The sequence below is a fragment of the Mycobacterium sp. genome (assembly GCF_035640695.1).
GTDB lineage: Bacteria > Actinomycetota > Actinomycetes > Mycobacteriales > Mycobacteriaceae > Mycobacterium.
In genome coordinates this window covers 43882-59249 of the sequence record NZ_DASQVQ010000085.1, presented here as the reverse complement: position 1 = coordinate 59249, position 15368 = coordinate 43882, and the positions used below count along the sequence as shown (strand labels likewise).

General features: G+C 66.5%; 16 protein-coding genes. 4 read left to right on the top strand and 12 right to left on the bottom strand.

The window, feature by feature from the left end:
• Position 1 precedes the first annotated feature (1 nt).
• Positions 2 to 412 carry a hydrogenase maturation protease gene (locus VE759_RS10565; protein WP_324931427.1) on the bottom strand — a complete coding sequence of 137 codons (411 nt, stop codon included), beginning with the start codon at positions 410 to 412 and terminating at the stop codon, positions 2 to 4.
• Between VE759_RS10565 and VE759_RS10560 the strand changes: the two genes are divergently transcribed.
• A complete protein-coding gene (locus VE759_RS10560; protein WP_324931556.1) occupies positions 341 to 523 on the top strand; it encodes a hypothetical protein in 183 nt (60 codons plus the stop codon). The genes VE759_RS10565 and VE759_RS10560 overlap by 72 nt on opposite strands.
• Here VE759_RS10560 and VE759_RS22895 read toward each other — a convergent pair.
• From VE759_RS22895 to VE759_RS10515, 10 genes are all read right to left on the bottom strand, one after another.
• On the bottom strand, positions 499 to 618 hold the full coding sequence (locus tag VE759_RS22895; RefSeq protein WP_414687881.1) for a DUF6893 family small protein: 120 nt from the start codon (positions 616 to 618) through the stop codon (positions 499 to 501). The genes VE759_RS10560 and VE759_RS22895 overlap by 25 nt on opposite strands.
• Complete coding sequence (locus tag VE759_RS10555; protein ID WP_324931424.1) at positions 609 to 1958, bottom strand: hypothetical protein; 1350 nt, start codon at positions 1956 to 1958, stop codon at positions 609 to 611. The genes VE759_RS22895 and VE759_RS10555 overlap by 10 nt, the downstream gene beginning before the upstream one ends.
• The gene (locus VE759_RS10550) at positions 1955 to 2599 is read right to left on the bottom strand and encodes a DUF6084 family protein (protein ID WP_324931421.1); all 645 of its coding nucleotides are present in this window, start codon (positions 2597 to 2599) and stop codon (positions 1955 to 1957) included. Before VE759_RS10550 ends, VE759_RS10555 begins: the two co-directional genes overlap by 4 nt.
• The gene (locus VE759_RS10545; protein ID WP_324931418.1) at positions 2596 to 3261 is read right to left on the bottom strand and encodes a DUF5947 family protein; all 666 of its coding nucleotides are present in this window, start codon (positions 3259 to 3261) and stop codon (positions 2596 to 2598) included. The genes VE759_RS10550 and VE759_RS10545 overlap by 4 nt, the downstream gene beginning before the upstream one ends.
• Positions 3261 to 4184 (bottom strand): NifU family protein, encoded by a 924-nt coding sequence (locus VE759_RS10540; protein ID WP_324931416.1) that lies wholly within the window; start codon positions 4182 to 4184, stop codon positions 3261 to 3263. Before VE759_RS10540 ends, VE759_RS10545 begins: the two co-directional genes overlap by 1 nt.
• A gap of 3 nt (positions 4185 to 4187) precedes the next feature.
• Positions 4188 to 5984, bottom strand: coding sequence for a nickel-dependent hydrogenase large subunit (locus VE759_RS10535; protein WP_324931413.1), 1797 nt, complete (start codon positions 5982 to 5984; stop codon positions 4188 to 4190).
• An 86-nt stretch (positions 5985 to 6070) separates the two neighbouring features.
• Entirely contained in the window at positions 6071 to 7126 is a 1056-nt protein-coding gene (locus tag VE759_RS10530; RefSeq protein WP_324931410.1) for a hydrogenase expression protein HypE, read from the bottom strand.
• Positions 7127 to 7225: 99 nt separating this feature from the next.
• Complete coding sequence (gene hypB / locus VE759_RS10525) at positions 7226 to 8068, bottom strand: hydrogenase nickel incorporation protein HypB (protein ID WP_324931407.1); 843 nt, start codon at positions 8066 to 8068, stop codon at positions 7226 to 7228.
• Positions 8069 to 8070: 2 nt separating this feature from the next.
• Positions 8071 to 8400, bottom strand: a complete 330-nt coding sequence (locus VE759_RS10520) for a hydrogenase maturation nickel metallochaperone HypA (protein ID WP_324931405.1) — start codon at positions 8398 to 8400, stop codon at positions 8071 to 8073.
• Between the two features lie 264 nt (positions 8401 to 8664).
• A complete protein-coding gene (locus tag VE759_RS10515; RefSeq protein WP_324931403.1) occupies positions 8665 to 9549 on the bottom strand; it encodes a DMT family transporter in 885 nt (294 codons plus the stop codon).
• A gap of 182 nt (positions 9550 to 9731) precedes the next feature.
• Between VE759_RS10515 and VE759_RS10510 the strand changes: the two genes are divergently transcribed.
• The 3 genes from VE759_RS10510 to recX all read left to right on the top strand — a co-directional run bounded on the left by VE759_RS10510 (position 9732) and on the right by recX (position 14387).
• On the top strand, positions 9732 to 11621 hold the full coding sequence (locus tag VE759_RS10510) for an Hsp70 family protein (RefSeq protein WP_324931400.1): 1890 nt from the start codon (positions 9732 to 9734) through the stop codon (positions 11619 to 11621).
• A gap of 146 nt (positions 11622 to 11767) precedes the next feature.
• The gene (gene recA / locus VE759_RS10505; protein ID WP_324931397.1) at positions 11768 to 13894 is read left to right on the top strand and encodes an intein-containing recombinase RecA; all 2127 of its coding nucleotides are present in this window, start codon (positions 11768 to 11770) and stop codon (positions 13892 to 13894) included.
• Complete coding sequence (gene recX, locus VE759_RS10500) at positions 13860 to 14387, top strand: recombination regulator RecX (RefSeq protein ID WP_324931394.1); 528 nt, start codon at positions 13860 to 13862, stop codon at positions 14385 to 14387. Before recA ends, recX begins: the two co-directional genes overlap by 35 nt.
• On the opposite strand, the gene VE759_RS10495 is transcribed toward recX, so the two are convergent.
• The gene (locus VE759_RS10495) at positions 14384 to 15346 is read right to left on the bottom strand and encodes a sensor histidine kinase (RefSeq protein WP_324931392.1); all 963 of its coding nucleotides are present in this window, start codon (positions 15344 to 15346) and stop codon (positions 14384 to 14386) included. The two genes, recX and VE759_RS10495, sit on opposite strands and share 4 nt — an antisense overlap.
• Positions 15347 to 15368: the final 22 nt, after the last annotated feature.

Below are 15368 nucleotides of genomic sequence, written 5' to 3'. Positions count from 1 at the left end.
TTCAGCCCTCCGGTACCGGTGTCGTCAGCCTGGTCACTACCTCTTCGACCGCCTTCACGGCGGCGGGCACAGCCGCCGCGACGGGATCGGACAGCCCGATGCCCTCGTCGACGTCGGCGGCCTCGCAGCCGACGACGACCGTGTACGGCGCGGTGCCACCCAGCGCGGCCAGGCTCGCGAACACCGCCGCCGGGTCCATGCTGTGCGCGTCCAGATTCGGCCCCGCCGTCAGGGTTTCGTGATCGGCCTCGAATACGTGCAGCGTGCCCGGCGACCCGCGGCTCGGTACGGCGTCGACGAGCACCAGCGCATCCCAGCCGTCAAGCAGATCGTATGCCAGGTGCATGCCGCGAATTCCATAGTCGACGAGCCGCACTCGTGGGCCGGCGAGCCGCCGGGGGACATGCCGCATTACCTCGGATCCGAACCCGTCGTCGCCGAGGAAGATATTGCCGATGCCGGCTACCAGAACTCCGGTCGTGATGGACCCCCGTTCAGCTACATGCGGCGAATCTTCATGTAGCGCATGGCGTCCGGGACAGACCTGAGTCCCAGCAGCACGGCTATCAGGGCGAACAAGGCCACGATGACAATGGCCACCCAACCCACTACCTCCATCTCGAACTCCCTTCTGGGCTGTGATCCGTGAGTGGTTCGACTTCGTCGGGGGAGAAGTACAAATAGCGGCCGTACCAGTCGTGCAGGTCGGCGCCCGGGTCCTCTTCGACGACAACACCGATGTGGTGGTCGCCGTCGACGTCCTCGTGCACCGAGGTGACCCGCGCGACCTTGCCGGCGAAGAACAGGTCCTGAGCATCGGCACGGCGGGATGGCCGTAGCCGGACCCGGCTGCCCCGGGCCACTCGCACGCCATTCACCAGCACCGCGTCCGCCCCCGGTTGAACCGCGTTGTCGGCCAGCGGATCCCACCAGTCCACGCCTTCGGGGATCTCCGGTATCAGCGGCGGTTCCTCGGCGTGCGGATTGCGCAGCACCCCGTGCAGATTGAGCATCGCCTCCGGTGACATCGAGTCGCAGCGGTCGATGATCCGTGCGGCCAGCGGGTCGGTGGCGCGGGCGGCGGCCTTTTCCTCGTCTGTCATCGTCATGATCCGCAGCGTGAGGATCTCGTCGATCTCGGTGGAGTCGTACAGCGCGCCCTCGCTCTGTTCGGCGATCTCCGGGTGGTCGTAGAGGATGATCGGCGAGACCAGCAGCAGGTCGCGGTCGCCGGGCGGCCCGGCCAGCACCGGGAAGCAGCGGTGCTGCGTGCATCGGCCAACCGCGGCGGCCGCCGCCTCCGGAGGGTCGAGCAGCGAGACGAATTCGCCGTCGGCGACCTCGGCGATCAGATGGGTACCGATCAGCGAAAGCGCGATCGCGTCGTCCTTGTCGGTGGCCGGCGCCGCGGTGTTGCGCACCGCCACCGTCACCGCCAGCAGCCCGTCGTCCGGCCGCACGGCCAGCGTCAATTCGGCGTGCAGCTCGCGGCGAGTACGCACCAGCCTGCCGCCGTCGACGGTTTCGATGTCGGTGCCCGCCGCCACCTCGATCGGAAGCCGCTGCGGCCCATCGAGTTCGGCTACGTCGAACGGACCGAACGTTATTTCGCGCTCGACGGCCTCGTCCCAGCGCAGCCAGGATTGCGCCCCGCAGACCAGCTCGTCGACGGGCTCGAAGCGTCCGCCGTCGACGGCGCGCTCGACGCCGCGGTGCTGCAGTTGCAGGAAGCGCACCACGAGCGACAACGACGGCCCGCCGTGTGGCTGCACCAGGAACTGGGCCGACAGCGTGTCGTCCTCTCCGGTGCCGGACGCAGCCGCGCCTGCGGGACCGAGCACACCGAACTGCCAGCGGGTCTGGTTCTTTCGCGAATTCGCGCGGTACGGATAGAGCAGGTAGCCCTCGTACAGCACGGCGTCGGCCACGGCACGGGCCCGATCCCAGTTGGCGCTCATCGCATCTCCCGGGATCTGCTGTCGTCCAAGAGCGACGTGATCGCGTCGTCGAATGACAGCATGCCGCGTGTCGAACGGTAAGCGGCCAGCGCCTCGATGGTGTCGTGGTCCAACCGCAGCCATCCGCTGTTCGGATAGTGCTGCTGCATCAGCTCCCGCCACACCGACACCGGCATGTCGTAGCGGTCTTCGCGGTCCCACGGCACCTGCTGGACCGCGAAGCCGCGCGCACCCTGAACGAAAACCGTTCCGCTGAACAGGAACTGCAGCGGCACCGCGCCGTCGCGCAACGCGTGAAAATACTTCGCCGACGCGACCTCGAAGTCGTAGGTGCACTCCAGCGGGAGTCGGACCTGGGTGGTGTCGGTGAAGCCGGGCACCATGGTCGCGGTGTGTTGCCACAGAAACGTCCGCTGCGTGGTGGCCCACCGCTCGCGGGGCCCGAACAAGTCGACCAGGCCTTCGGCCTCTTCATCGCTGTAGCGGCGGCGCAGCGGGTCGATGCGAACCTGACAGCGCAACGCGATCGCGTGCACCGGGTCGTCGCCGATCGCCGCGACGCCCAGTCGCGCCAGCAGGGTGGGCGTGGCCGCATACGATTCCGGAGCCACGTCCACGACCGCGAAGGTCACATCTGTCATGCGCGATCCGTCTCCGCTTCTCGCTCGCCGGTCCCGCGCGGGACCATCCGGCTGCGGGCCGCGAGCGTGTGGAAAAAGTCGTCGATGAACTCCCGGGCCTGCTGGCCGCCGTCGAACCCGTGCCACAGCATCCGCAGCCGGCCGACGAACTCATAGCAGGCGTCGATCGGCACCAGATGACACTCCGGTGCCTCGCGGTCGTCGTCGGGCACCCGCACCATCAACGCTTCGGTGTCGGCGGCCATCGCGTCCACCCGCGGATCGACCGCACGGATGTCGTTCCACGCCTGCAGGTCGAGCTCGCATTCGGTGGCGCCCGCCGGGCCGGGGTAGAACGCCACCGTGCGGCCCAGCGCCGAGTTGCGAAAGAAGAACGCCAGCCCGACCGGGATCTGCAACGCCTCCCACTGCCTGCGATCCAGCGCGAAGTCCTCGAACGTCAGGTAGCGGTCGGGGATCGCGCGATACCGCAGCTCGGCGTGCGTGTCGGTGAACAGCAGATAGCATCCGCGGCAGACGCACATCAGTTGTCTGCCTTCGACGTTCACGACGTGCTGGTGTTCCTCGGCGATGGGCTCGGCGCACATCTCGCAGCGTTCGCCGGCCGGCTGGGGCGCGCGGTTGGCGCGGATCCGGGCGAGCACGTCGTAGGCGCCGCCCATCACGCCACCTCTTCGTCCGATGCTTTGGGTAAGGCCATCGACAGCACGCCCTCGCGCATCAGCACCGGGATCGGCTCGAGGTGACCGCCGTGGTCGATGCCCGCACCCGCATGCACCACATCGAATTCCGCGTTGCAGCCCGGGCACCGCAGCACCGCGCCCGCCAGCTCGGCGCCCGCCAGTGAGCCGGTGCAGGCCGGACATCGGTCGCGGTAGGCGAAGACGTCGTCGCCGATCGCGCAGGCCAGTACCGTACTGCCGGCCACCACGAATCCGCCGACCTCGCCGTCGCCCAGCTCGGCGAGCTCCGGGACCGGCTGCCACGCTGTCGACCGATGCCCGTTGCTGCGCAACCGGGTCAGCAGTGACTCCGCCGGGATGACCCCGGAGCCCGTGTCCTTTTCCGAGTCCTTCTGGGCGGCAACCACTTCGATGGACGAGATCTCCGGAGCGGCCGCGCGCACCGCGTCCTCGACGGCCAGCTCCAGTGTGACCGACGACGACGGGCAACTCTTGCAACTGCCGGAGAACTGCAGCCGCACCACGTAATCGTCGGGATCACCGGCGACCTCGAGCAGTTCCACGTCGCCGCCGTGCGAACCGAGATAGGGCCGCACGCTGTCGAGCGCATCGGACACCCGGCGCTCGACAGCGTGCGGATGCAGCCCGTGCACCAGCAGCAGACTGGCCACCAGGTCGTCGCCGGCGAACGCCTCCGCGAGCTCCGGATGGGCGGCCAGCGCGATCGCCAGCATCCGCTCCAGGCCCGCACCGTAGAGGTCGGTTACCTCACGGACCAGCTGCTCGGCGCGCTCCCGCGCGACAGCACCGCCCGCCGCGCTGGCGTCGAGCAAGGTCTGTATCCGATCGCCCGCCGAGCGCCACTGCGCGTCACTTTCGGGTTCGTCCGGGCGATGCGCCATACGTCAGTCCGCGGTAAGCGATTGGGTTGGGGAGTGCAGCCTTTCCAACTTCTTCCCGTTGCCCAGATACATATGCACTCCGCACGGCAGACACGGGTCGAAACTGCGCACCGTGCGCATGATGTCGATGCCCTTGAAGTGCTCCCTGTCGTTCTCCTCGAAAATCGGCTGGCCCTGCACCGCATCCTCGTACGGTCCCGGCGTGCCGTAGCTGTCACGCGGATTGGCGTTCCACGGCGTCGGCGGATACGGGTGGTAGTTCGCGATCTTGCCGTCGCGGATCACCATGTGGTGGCTCAGCACCCCGCGCACCGCCTCGGTGAAGCCGCAGCCGATGCCCTCCTGCGGCACCTCGAACTTCTCCCAGGTCTTGGTGCGGCCGGCGCGGATCTCGGCCAGCGCCTTCTCGGCGAAGTGCAGCGCACACGCCGCCGAATAGGCCTGGAAGTACGAGCGGGCGCGGTCGCGCTCGATCGTGTTGCTGCCGTATTCGGGAATCTTCCACTCCAGCTCGACCGGACCCTTCAGCGCGGTCTTCGGCAGATTGATCTGCACGCTGTGACCCGTCGACTTCACGTAGCCGATGTCGACCAGGTTGGCCAGCGCGGTCGCCCACAACCGGGCCAGCGGCCCACCGCCGGTGTCCAGCGCCAGATGATCCTTGCCGTCGAACCAGCGCGGCGACATGACCCAGCTGTAGTTCTGATCGAAATCGCGCTTTTGCGGCTTGGGGTTGGTGTGCTGGTTCCACGGGTGCCGACGATCCACCGGGTTGCCCAGCGGATCGGTCTTGACGAACATTTCCTGGTCGGTCCAGTCGTCGTAATAGCTGTGGCCCAACAGGATTCGGATGCCGAGGTTGATGTCGACCAGCGACGTGGTGACCAGCTTGCCGTCCACCACCACGCCCGGGGTCACGAACATCTTGCGGCCCCAGTTCTCCATGTCCCGGTAGCGGAAGTTGCACACCTCGGGATCCTGGTACGACCCCCAGCAACCCAGCAGGGTCCGGCGCAGACCGACCTGGTCGTAGCCGGGCAGCGCCTCATAGAAGAAGTCGAACAGGTCGTCGTGCATCGGCACGACCTTCTTCATGAACTCGACATAGCGCATCAGCCGGGTCATGTAATCGGTCATCAGCTGCACCGTGGCGGTCGTGCCGATGCCACCCGGATACAACGTGGACGGATGCACGTGCCTGCCCTCCATCAGGCAGAACATCTCCCGCGTCCACCGGCTGACGACCAGCGCTTCGCGATAGAAGTCACCGGTGAACGGGTTGAGCGCCCGCATGATGTCGGCGATGGTCCGATACCCGTGCATGCCGGCGTGCGGCGCCTGGGTGTTCTCCGCCTTGGCCAGCACGCCAGGGTTGGTCTCGGAGACCATCTTCTCGCAAAAATCAACGCCGACCAGGTTCTCCTGGAAGATGTTGTGGTCGAACATGTACTCCGCGGCCTCGCCGAGGTTGATCAGCCACTCACCGAGGTGCGGCGGCTGCACGCCGTAGGCCATGTTCTGCGTGTACACCGAACACGTGCAGTGGTTGTCGCCGCAGATACCGCAGATCCGGCTGGTGATGAAATGCGCGTCGCGCGGATCCTTGCCCTTCATGAAAATGGAGTAGCCCCGGAAGATCGACGACGTGCTGTGGCATTCCACCACTTCTTTGTTGTCGAAGTCGATCTTGGTGTAGATGCCGAGGCTGCCCACGATGCGGGTGATCGGATCCCATGCCATTTCCACCAGCTGGCCGGGCTCGCGCTTGGCGTGGGACGGCTCTGGAATGATGGTTGTCATCGAAACTTCTTCTCTCTATGTCAAATCCGCTGCGTGCGAAGGACTCATCGCCACGCTTGGCCGTGGACGCACCGGAGCGACTCGCACTACCAGGTGCGAGTCGCTCCGGATTCGAGTTTCGTGCCGGGATGCCGCCACTTGGGTTCCTTGTCGACGGTGCGATTGGTGATGTGCCGCAGGTTGCGGATCACCGACCCGTACAGGCCCGACGCCGTGGTGGAAACCTTCCCGCCCGGCGGCTCGTCCATGAACGGCATGAACTTGTCCGGGAAGCCGGGCATCGTGCAGCCGATGCAGATGCCGCCAACGTTCGGGCAGCCGCCAATTCCGTTGATCCAGGCCCGCTTCGGCACGTTGCACTTGACGACCGGACCCCAGCAGCCAAGCTTCACAATGCATTTCGGCGATCCGTATTCGGTGGCGAAGTCGCCCTGCTCGTAATAGCCGGCCCGGTCGCAGCCCTCGTGCACGGTCTGGCCGAACAGCCACTTCGGCCGCAGCGCGTCGTCGAGCGGAATCATCGGCGCCTGCTCGGTGGCCATGTAGAGCAGATACGTCAGCGTCTCGGCGAGGTTGTCCGGGTGGATCGGGCAGCCCGGTACGCACACGATCGGGATGCCGGCCTTGCTCTTCCAGTCCCACCCCAGATAATCGGGCACACCCATCGCTCCGGTCGGGTTGCCGGCCATCGCGTGGATGCCGCCGTAGGTGGCGCAGGTGCCGGCCGCGACGATCGCGGTGGCCTTTGGCGCGAGCCGATCCAGCCACTCACTGGTGGTCATCGGCTGGCCGGTTGCCGGATTATTGCCGAACCCGCACCAGTACCCCTCGTCGTGCAGCTGCTCGTTGGGGATTGACCCCTCGACGACCAGCACGAAGGGCTCCAGTTCGCCGCGATCGGCCTTGAAGAACCATTCGAGGAAGTCGTCGGCGCCCCCGTTCGGACCGCATTCGAAGTCGATCAGGGGCCAATGGACGGCGATCTTGGGCAGGCCGGGGAGTGCTCCGAGCGCGATCTCCTCGACGCTGGGTTGCGTGGCGGCAGTCAACGCCACAGAATCACCGTCACAACTCAGGCCGGCGTTGATCCACAGCACATGGATGAGCGCCTCTTCTGCCTTGACTGCTGCCTCGGTAGGCATATGTCTCAGCTTTCCGGAGTCCGGGCACGGGACCCCTACGCCGCAGGAGTCGACCCTCGGCCCACTTGCGCGGCGCTAGTTCTGGATTTACTCCGGCGACTATGTCTTGTCAACGGATCGTTGTGACATTCCGCTGTTTGCGCGAACTTTCAACCACGCGTACCACTGCGCGATACCATCGCCACTTGTCGCCGACATCGGCAATATATTGACGCTGGGGTTAACCGAACGGGCATAGTTCGCACATTCATCAACATCAAAGTTGACATAGGGCAGCAGATCGACCTTATTGATGATGGCGAGCTTAGATTCGGCAAACATGTGCGGGTACTTCAGCGGCTTGTCGGCGCCCTCCGTCACCGAGATGACAACTACTTTGCTGTGCTCACCCAGATCGAACAGCGCGGGGCAGACGAGATTGCCGACGTTTTCGATGAACAACAGCGAGTCGGTTTCCGGATCCAGCGCCTCCAGCGCGCGCTGCACCATCGCCGCGTCGAGATGACATCCCGCGCCGGTGTTGACCTGCACGGCCCGGGCGCCGGCGGCGCGGATGCGCTCGGCATCGCGCAGCGTTTCCTGGTCTCCTTCGATGACGGCGATCGGGCGGTCGGCGCCGAACTCGCGGATCGTGCGCTCGAGAATGGTCGTCTTACCCGCTCCCGGTGAACTCGTGACGTTCAGCGCGAGGATGTTGCGCTCGGCAAGCCACCGCCGATTCTGTTCGGCGAGCAGGTCGTTCTTCGCGAGGACCTTGTGCTCCAACGAGATCGTCTCGGTGTGCACCGCGTGGTGATGGTGGTGTTCGTGGTCGTCGGGATGATCGTGGGGATGATCGTGGGGATGATCGTGGTCGTGGCGGTGCCCGTGGTCATCCGGGTGGGCATGGCCGGCCATGGTGATGACCGCGCCGTCGTCGCCGCAGCCGCAGGTTGCGCACATGATCAGCTCACTTCCATCGACATGAGTTTAAGTTCTCGTCCGGCCAGCACGTCGACATCCGCACTGCCACAAGGGCACAACAGGATCGGGTCGGCGAGCTCGAATTCCTGACCGCATGTTCGGCAGCGCGCCGATCCCGGCCGGACGTCGAGGTCCAGACGGGCGCCGGCGGCGACGGTGCCCTCGGTGGCCAGGCCGAAGCAGAACTGCATCGAGTCGGGCACCACGGCGCACAGCGCGCCCACCTCGAGGCGGATGCTGTGCACGCGTCGCCCCGCGGCGTGCTCGCACACTGCGTCGACGAGGCTCTGCGTCAGCGCCATCTCGTGCACGTCTGCCCCACTTCGGCGGGATGTCGCCGGCCCAACGGCTCCATGGGCCGGATGACCTCACGATAGGACGGATGCCCCGGTTTCGTCACGGTTCAGCAGGTGTCGCGCCACGGCGCGACGGGGCCACCGAGTGGCGCGCGGGTGGGTGCCGCCCAACCGTTGGGCAGGTAATGGGTTTCTTGGATTTAACGCTCATCGCGGCGCCATGGCCAGCCCGGTCCGGTCCCGCACGGTGTACTGCACGTCGATGCCGGAGGCGCGCGCTCAGTGCGCCGAGACGGCGGCCTCGAGTTTGTCCTCGTATGCACCCTCGTCGCGGCCGAGTGCGATCGTGGCCGCCGCCATCGCGGCAACCGCGACGGGAAGCAACGCTATGGCAACGCCGCTCAGGGCGAGGTTCTCGCCGAGCACGACGATGCCGAGCAGCACCGCGACGATCGGCTCGATCACCAGCATCGCCGGTACCGACATCTGCAGCGCACCTGCGTGAAAAGCGGACTGCTGCAGCAGAGTTGCGACAATCGCGAGCACAACAACGAGATACGGCGCCGGTGCGGCCGCCATCGCCGCTAGGCCGTGTTCGTTGAGCAGTTCCATCGATACTTTCGTCAGCACCGCGACCACGCCGAACAGCACGCCCACCGCGAACGCGAGCAGAACGGCGCGTCGTCGGCCCGTGCTTCGGGCCGCGGCCGCCACTCCGACGATCACCACCGGCGCAATCACCGCCGCGACGAGAATCCAGCTGACCAGCGGTGGCTGATATTGCGTTGGACTGGTCTTGGCGATCACGACGAAGAGCGCCAAGCCGGCCGTCAGCAGCGTCGCCCAAGCCCACTCGGCGCGGGTGACGTGTTGGTGGGCGAACCGGGCGCTCAGCGGCAACGCGAACAGCAGCGAGGAAACCAGCAGCGGCTGCACCACCAGCAACGACCCCTTGGCCAGCGCGAGCGCCTGAAACACATAGCCACCCACCGCGGCCGCCGTGCCTGCCCACCACAATCGGTTGTGCAGCAGGGTGGTCAGCATGGTCGGGGAGACGCCCAGTTCGTCCGGGACTTCCATGGTCGCGCGTTGGCGAATCACGATTCCGAGCGCCGAACACGCAGCAGCGAACAGCGCCAGGAGCACCACAAGGTGATGCGCCATTGGAGTCTCCTCGCCGTTGCGCGGACAGTCGCCGGATACCCAATGAGAACATGGCTACCCTGCCACAGCCTGGCCGCAGGGACTTCCCAGGAGTAATGGCCGGCGTGTCCGCGCCGATAGCAATAGCGGCAGGTCGGACAAATATCGGACAAATACAAGCCGGTGCGTGGGATTCAGGTGAGATGACAGACGCTGTTGGGTTGTCGGTTGGTGCGACCAACATGACCGCGCTGGTGTTGCGGCGTGCCGCCGTGACCCGGCGGTCGGTGCTGACGATGTACTCCCACCGGCCCGCGGAGGTCGGTGTGCCGTCGGATAATCCGAATCTGAACGAGCCCGGCGTGATCTTCACCGACTTCGTGGACCGGGTGGGCGATCCCGTCGGCATCGTCGCCGCGGACGGTTCTATCGGTCACGGCGACGTGCTGGTCGCCGAGGCGTTGCGCGCCATGCTGTATGCCGTCACGCACGGCCGGCCGCCGCCCGAGGGCGCGACCGTGACGTATCCCGCGCATTGGCCTCCGCACGCCGTCGAAGCGCTCCGCCGGGCATTGACGGCACTGCCGGAATGGTCGCGCGGCGGGAGACCGCCGTCGTTGATCCGCGATGCGGCGGCCGCACTGACCGCGCTGCAGGACAGCCCTGGTGTGCCGACGCGTGGGCTGATCGCGCTGTGCGACTTCGGCGGCACCGGGACGAGCATCACGCTCCTCGACGCGGCCGAGGGGTACCAGCCGATCGGGCCGACGGTGCGTCACCTCGACTTCTCCGGCGACCTGATCGACCAGGCGCTGTTGAAGCACGTGATCGCCGACCTGTCCGGCGCCGACCCGGTTGACGTCGCCGGCACGTCGGCGCTCGGGTCGCTGAATCGCCTGCGCGCGCTCTGCCGGGCGGCCAAGGAGCGGCTGTCGGTAGCCACGGCGACGACTCTCGTCGCGGACCTGCCGGGGTTGCGGAGCGACATTCGTCTGACCCGCGATGAACTCGACGACCAGATCCGCCGACCGCTCGATGGATTCATCGCGGTGCTTCGAGACACGTTGCAGCGCAGTGGCATTTATCCGGCCGATTTGGTGGCCGTCGCCTCGGTGGGGGGCGGCGCGAACATTCCGTTGATCACCACGACACTGTCCGAGCATTTCCGGGTCCCGGTGATCACCACGCCACGCCCGGAACTGACCGTTGCCGTCGGCGCGGCACTGCGCGCGGCTCGCGGGCCGGTCGACGAGACCGCGACGGCGCTGGCTTCGTTCCGGCCGGACCCCGCATCGGATCAGACCGGCACCTTGCGGGCATTGGCCTGGTCGGAGGACCACGGCGGGCCCGAACTCGTGCCCTACACCGATCCAGCCGGCGCGCCGGCGAGATTGAGCAGCGCACGTCCGCGACTTGACTTCGTGCCGGAGCCCGAGCCGCCGGAGAGCCCGAAACCACCACAGCCCTGGTATTCCCGCCCGGTGGCGGTGGCGGCGGCCTGGATCGTCACGATCGGCCTCACGGCCGCCGGCGTGGCGATCGCTCATCGCAACGACAGCGCCTCGATGTCTGGCCCGGCCAGTGGTCCCGTCAGCACGGCTCCGGTCACCAAGGCCGCCGGCCCGCCCGCCGCAGCGGATGCCGGCCAGCCGCAGCAGCAGGCTCAGGGGTCGCCAGACGTCATCGCACCGCCGGCGTTGGTGACACACGACCGTGCGATGTTGCCGCCGCCGAATGCGCCGGCACCCGCCGTTGTGCCGGCCCCGGCACCGATCGGCCCGCCGCCAGAGATTGGCCCGCCGCCGGCGATCGGCCCGGCTCCGGCGGCGCCGCCACCGGCGCCCGCCACCGAGCCAGCGCCGACGTCGACACAGCCATCGACGTCGACACAGCCATCGCCGTCGACACAGCCATCGCCGTCGCCGCAGCCATCGCCGTCGACGCAGCCATCACCGTCGACGCAGCCGACGAGTACCAAGCCGCCGCCCTCCCATACGCCCGCGCCGCAGCCGTCGTCGTCCGCCGCACCGGCGCCGTCGATGAGCGCCCAATCACACACGTCGCAGTCGCCGGCACCGGAGCCGAAAGGGTAGCCGGTCACGGCGTGTCAGCTTGAGTCGAACACGTGTTCGTCTAAGGTGGTGTGGGTTCGAAACTCTGCGATGCAGGTCAGTCCACTTGTCGGTGCCTGCCTCTAGCGTCACGGCCAACCGAACACCACAACGAACGGAGACCACCCATGCCGCAGGCCCCTGACCGCGATAAGGCCCTCGAGCTGGCCATCGCACAGATTGAGAAGAACCACGGAAAAGGCTCGGTGATGCGGCTCGGCGACGAGGTGCGCCAGCCGATCTCGGTGATTCCAACCGGCTCGATCGCCCTGGACGTTGCGCTGGGCATCGGCGGGCTGCCCAAAGGCCGGATCGTCGAGATCTACGGCCCGGAATCGTCGGGTAAGACCACGGTCGCGCTGCACGCGGTGGCCAACGCGCAGGTCGCCGGCGGCATCGCGGCGTTCATCGACGCCGAGCATGCGCTCGATCCTGATTACGCCAAGAAGCTCGGCGTCGACACCGACTCGCTGCTGGTGTCTCAGCCCGACACCGGCGAGCAGGCGCTGGAGATCGCCGACATGCTGATCCGGTCCGGCGCGCTGGACATCCTGGTCATCGACTCGGTGGCCGCGCTGGTGCCGCGTGCGGAGATCGAGGGCGAGATGGGCGACAGCCACGTTGGTCTGCAGGCTCGCTTGATGAGTCAGGCGCTGCGGAAAATGACTGGCGCGCTGAGCAACTCGGGCACCACGGCGATCTTCATCAATCAGCTGCGCGAGAAGATCGGTGTGATGTTCGGGTGTGGGTCCTGGTACACCGAAGTCACTCTCGCCGACGGGTCAACCGAACAGCTCGGCAAGATCGTCACCCAGAAGATGGACGTCGAGGTCTTGTCCTACGACATCGAGTCGGGGCAGATCGTGCCGCGGAAGGTGACCAATTGGTTCAACAACGGCAAGACCGAAGAGTTCCTGCACTTCAAGGTCGATAGAGCCGGAGGCCACGCCAGCTTGGCAATGACGCGTAACCATCTCATCCGGACTCCGGGCGGCTGGTGTGAAGCCGAGGACATCAGAGTCGGCGACCGCGTGATGTTGGCGCAACCGAGCTTGCTCGGTGATCAACAGTGGGAACTCGTGCTGGGCGCGTTGATGGGCGATGGGCGCCTATCTCGCCCCGTTCGGCAAGATTCCGAAAGCGCCCGGCTTCGTATGGGACGCGGGGCGGAGCAGTCGGAGTATCTCGACTGGAAAGTCTCTCTGCTGGAGAACATCCCCCACCGCCGCACCGGCAATGGCAAGGGTGCGGTGTTCGCCGACTTCACTCCGCTCTCCGAACTTCACGAGCTTATGAGCGCGGTGTACCTGGGCGACGGGAAGACATTCATTTCCGAGGAGTACCTCAAGGCGCTCACCCCGCTGGCGTTGGCCATCTGGTACATGGACGACGGCTCGTTCGGCCTGGGCTCCAAGGGCCTGCAGGGCACCGCTGGCGACAGCGGCCGCATCCAGATCTGCGTGGAGGCGATGAGTGAGGGATCACGGGTGCGGCTTCGTGATTACCTGCGCGACACCCATGGCCTGGATGTGCGCTTGCGCCAAGCGGGTTCTCCCGCCAAGGCCGTACTGGTCTTCTCCGCTGAAGCCACGGCGAAGTTCCAGGAGCTGATCGCGCCGTATGTGCATCCGTCGATGGCGGACAAGTTGCTACCCCGCTTCCGCGGCCAGTTCAACGTAGAACCGCAGTATGTCGAGCCGACGATGCAACTGATGCCGGCACGCGTCACCGAGATCGAGTCGAAAACGGACTACCCGACAATGAGTCGCTTCGACATCGAGGTCGAGGGTTCGCACAACTACTTCGCCGACGGCGTGATGGTGCACAACAGTCCTGAAACGACTACCGGCGGAAAGGCGTTGAAGTTCTACGCCTCAATTCGCTTGGACGTCAGGAGAATTGAAACCCTCAAGGACGGCACCGACGCAGTGGGCAACCGCACCCGGGTCAAGGTCGTCAAGAACAAGGTGTCACCGCCGTTCAAGCAGGCCGAGTTCGACATCCTCTACGGCAAGGGCATCAGCAAGGAGGGTTCGCTGATCGACATGGGTGTCGAGCAGGGCTTCATCCGCAAGTCCGGCTCGTGGTTCACCTACGAGGGTGAGCAGCTGGGGCAGGGCAAGGAGAACGCCCGCGGCTTCCTGGTGGAAAACATCGACGTGGCCAACGAGATCGAGAAGAAGATCAAAGAGAAGCTCGGCATTGGTGCCGTGGTGACCGATGACGAAGTCTTGCCGGCCCCAGTCGACTTCTGACGGGACGCCGGCCCGCGAGGAGCAGGCGCGGGCGTTATGCCTGCGTCTGCTCACCGCGCGGGCCCGGACTCGGGCGGAGTTAGCCGGGCAGCTGGCCAAGCGAGGCTATCCCGGCGACGTCAGCACCAGGGTGCTCGACCGCCTCGCCGAAGTCGGCCTGATCAACGACGCCGACTTCGCCGAGCACTGGGTGCGGTCGCGGCGGATCAGCGCCGGGAAAGGCAAGCGGGCGTTGGCCGCCGAGCTTCGCACCAAGGGCCTCGACGGTGACGTGATCAGCGCGGCGCTCGACGGTATCGACGCCGCCGACGAGCGCGACCGGGCGGTGGATCTGGTGCGGGCCAGGCTCCGCCGGGAGAATCTCGACGGCGATCAGATGAAGGTGGCCCGTCGGCTCGTCGCGATGCTGGCGCGGCGCGGATACCACCAGGCAATGGCCTTCGATGTGGTCAGCACCGAGATGGGACTCGAACTGGAACGCCGCCGCACTTAGTCCCGGCGCAGATAGGCCTGAATCGTGGTGCCGTCGGAGTGGGTGTGGATGCGAACGAGGTCGGCCAATGCGTTGATGACGAAGAGCCCGCGCCCGCCGCTGGTGGCAGAAGAAGGCGGCCGGCGCCCGGCGAGAGGATCGTCGAGGTGCCCGGTGTCACGGGCCTCGCATACGACGTGCCCGTCGTGGTGCCAGAGCGCCAGCCGGCATCCGTTGTCGGTGTGTTGCAGGCTGTTGGTGGCCAATTCGGTGGCGATCACCTTCAGGTCCACGATTCGGTCCGGGGACAGGCCGAACAACTGCCCGTACCGGGCGACGAACGTGCGCGCGCGGCGCAGATCGGTCAACTCTTGGACCGCGTACGCGGCGGCCGCCGGGTTGTTCGTCAGCGGCTCGTTGTAGCGGGCCAGCACCTCCTCCGGCGCGTAGTCGGGGCTGAGGCTCTGCGATGAGCCGTCCTCCCAGACCACCGGATGCGTTATGCGGGCGTCGCTCAGCACCCGCGCCTCGAGACTGGACGCGTCGTAGGCGCACAGCATCGTCACGTCTCGACCACTGAACGGCGAGTGCTTACCGAAGCCGAAGTTGATCAGGGCCTCATGCTGAACACAGGCCGGGTATTCGGCGGCCGTGCGGCCCACCCAGATCGGTTCACCGATCATGCGCACGGGCCGGTCGCGGTGCTCGTCGGCGAAGGCACTCAACACACCGCCGAGGATGCGGCCGGGGTTGCGCCCGGCACGGGTCATGTCGAGCATCATCACGTCGTTGGCAGTGTCGCCCAGCGCACCGCCCAGCAGCGCCAGATTGCTCTCGGGCACCGCAACGAGAGCCGGATACCCGCTGTCCACGGCGTCGACGATGAACGGCACCAGGGCATTCAGATACTCCTGCGGGGAGCGATAGAAGATCGCGGGGTGCACAAATCTGCCGGGCGCTCTCTGTGTGCTCGTCGACATCAGCGCTCCTACACGAATCGGC

Bases quoted from the DNA above. Each gene is read 5' to 3' on its own strand.
- VE759_RS10565 (WP_324931427.1), bottom strand. From the start codon at position 412: ATGCGGCATGTCCCCCGGCGGCTCGCCGGCCCACGAGTGCGGCTCGTC.
- VE759_RS22895 (WP_414687881.1), bottom strand. From the start codon at position 618: ATGGAGGTAGTGGGTTGGGTGGCCATTGTCATCGTGGCCTTGTTCGCC.
- VE759_RS10555 (WP_324931424.1), bottom strand. From the start codon at position 1,958: ATGAGCGCCAACTGGGATCGGGCCCGTGCCGTGGCCGACGCCGTGCTG.
- VE759_RS10550 (WP_324931421.1), bottom strand. From the start codon at position 2,599: ATGACAGATGTGACCTTCGCGGTCGTGGACGTGGCTCCGGAATCGTAT.
- VE759_RS10545 (WP_324931418.1), bottom strand. From the start codon at position 3,261: ATGGGCGGCGCCTACGACGTGCTCGCCCGGATCCGCGCCAACCGCGCG.
- VE759_RS10540 (WP_324931416.1), bottom strand. From the start codon at position 4,184: ATGGCGCATCGCCCGGACGAACCCGAAAGTGACGCGCAGTGGCGCTCG.
- VE759_RS10535 (WP_324931413.1), bottom strand. From the start codon at position 5,984: ATGACAACCATCATTCCAGAGCCGTCCCACGCCAAGCGCGAGCCCGGC.
- VE759_RS10530 (WP_324931410.1), bottom strand. From the start codon at position 7,126: ATGCCTACCGAGGCAGCAGTCAAGGCAGAAGAGGCGCTCATCCATGTG.
- hypB (WP_324931407.1), bottom strand. From the start codon at position 8,068: ATGTGCGCAACCTGCGGCTGCGGCGACGACGGCGCGGTCATCACCATG.
- VE759_RS10515 (WP_324931403.1), bottom strand. From the start codon at position 9,549: ATGGCGCATCACCTTGTGGTGCTCCTGGCGCTGTTCGCTGCTGCGTGT.
- VE759_RS10510 (WP_324931400.1), top strand. From the start codon at position 9,732: ATGACAGACGCTGTTGGGTTGTCGGTTGGTGCGACCAACATGACCGCG.
- recA (WP_324931397.1), top strand. From the start codon at position 11,768: ATGCCGCAGGCCCCTGACCGCGATAAGGCCCTCGAGCTGGCCATCGCA.
- recX (WP_324931394.1), top strand. From the start codon at position 13,860: ATGACGAAGTCTTGCCGGCCCCAGTCGACTTCTGACGGGACGCCGGCC.
- VE759_RS10495 (WP_324931392.1), bottom strand. From the start codon at position 15,346: ATGTCGACGAGCACACAGAGAGCGCCCGGCAGATTTGTGCACCCCGCG.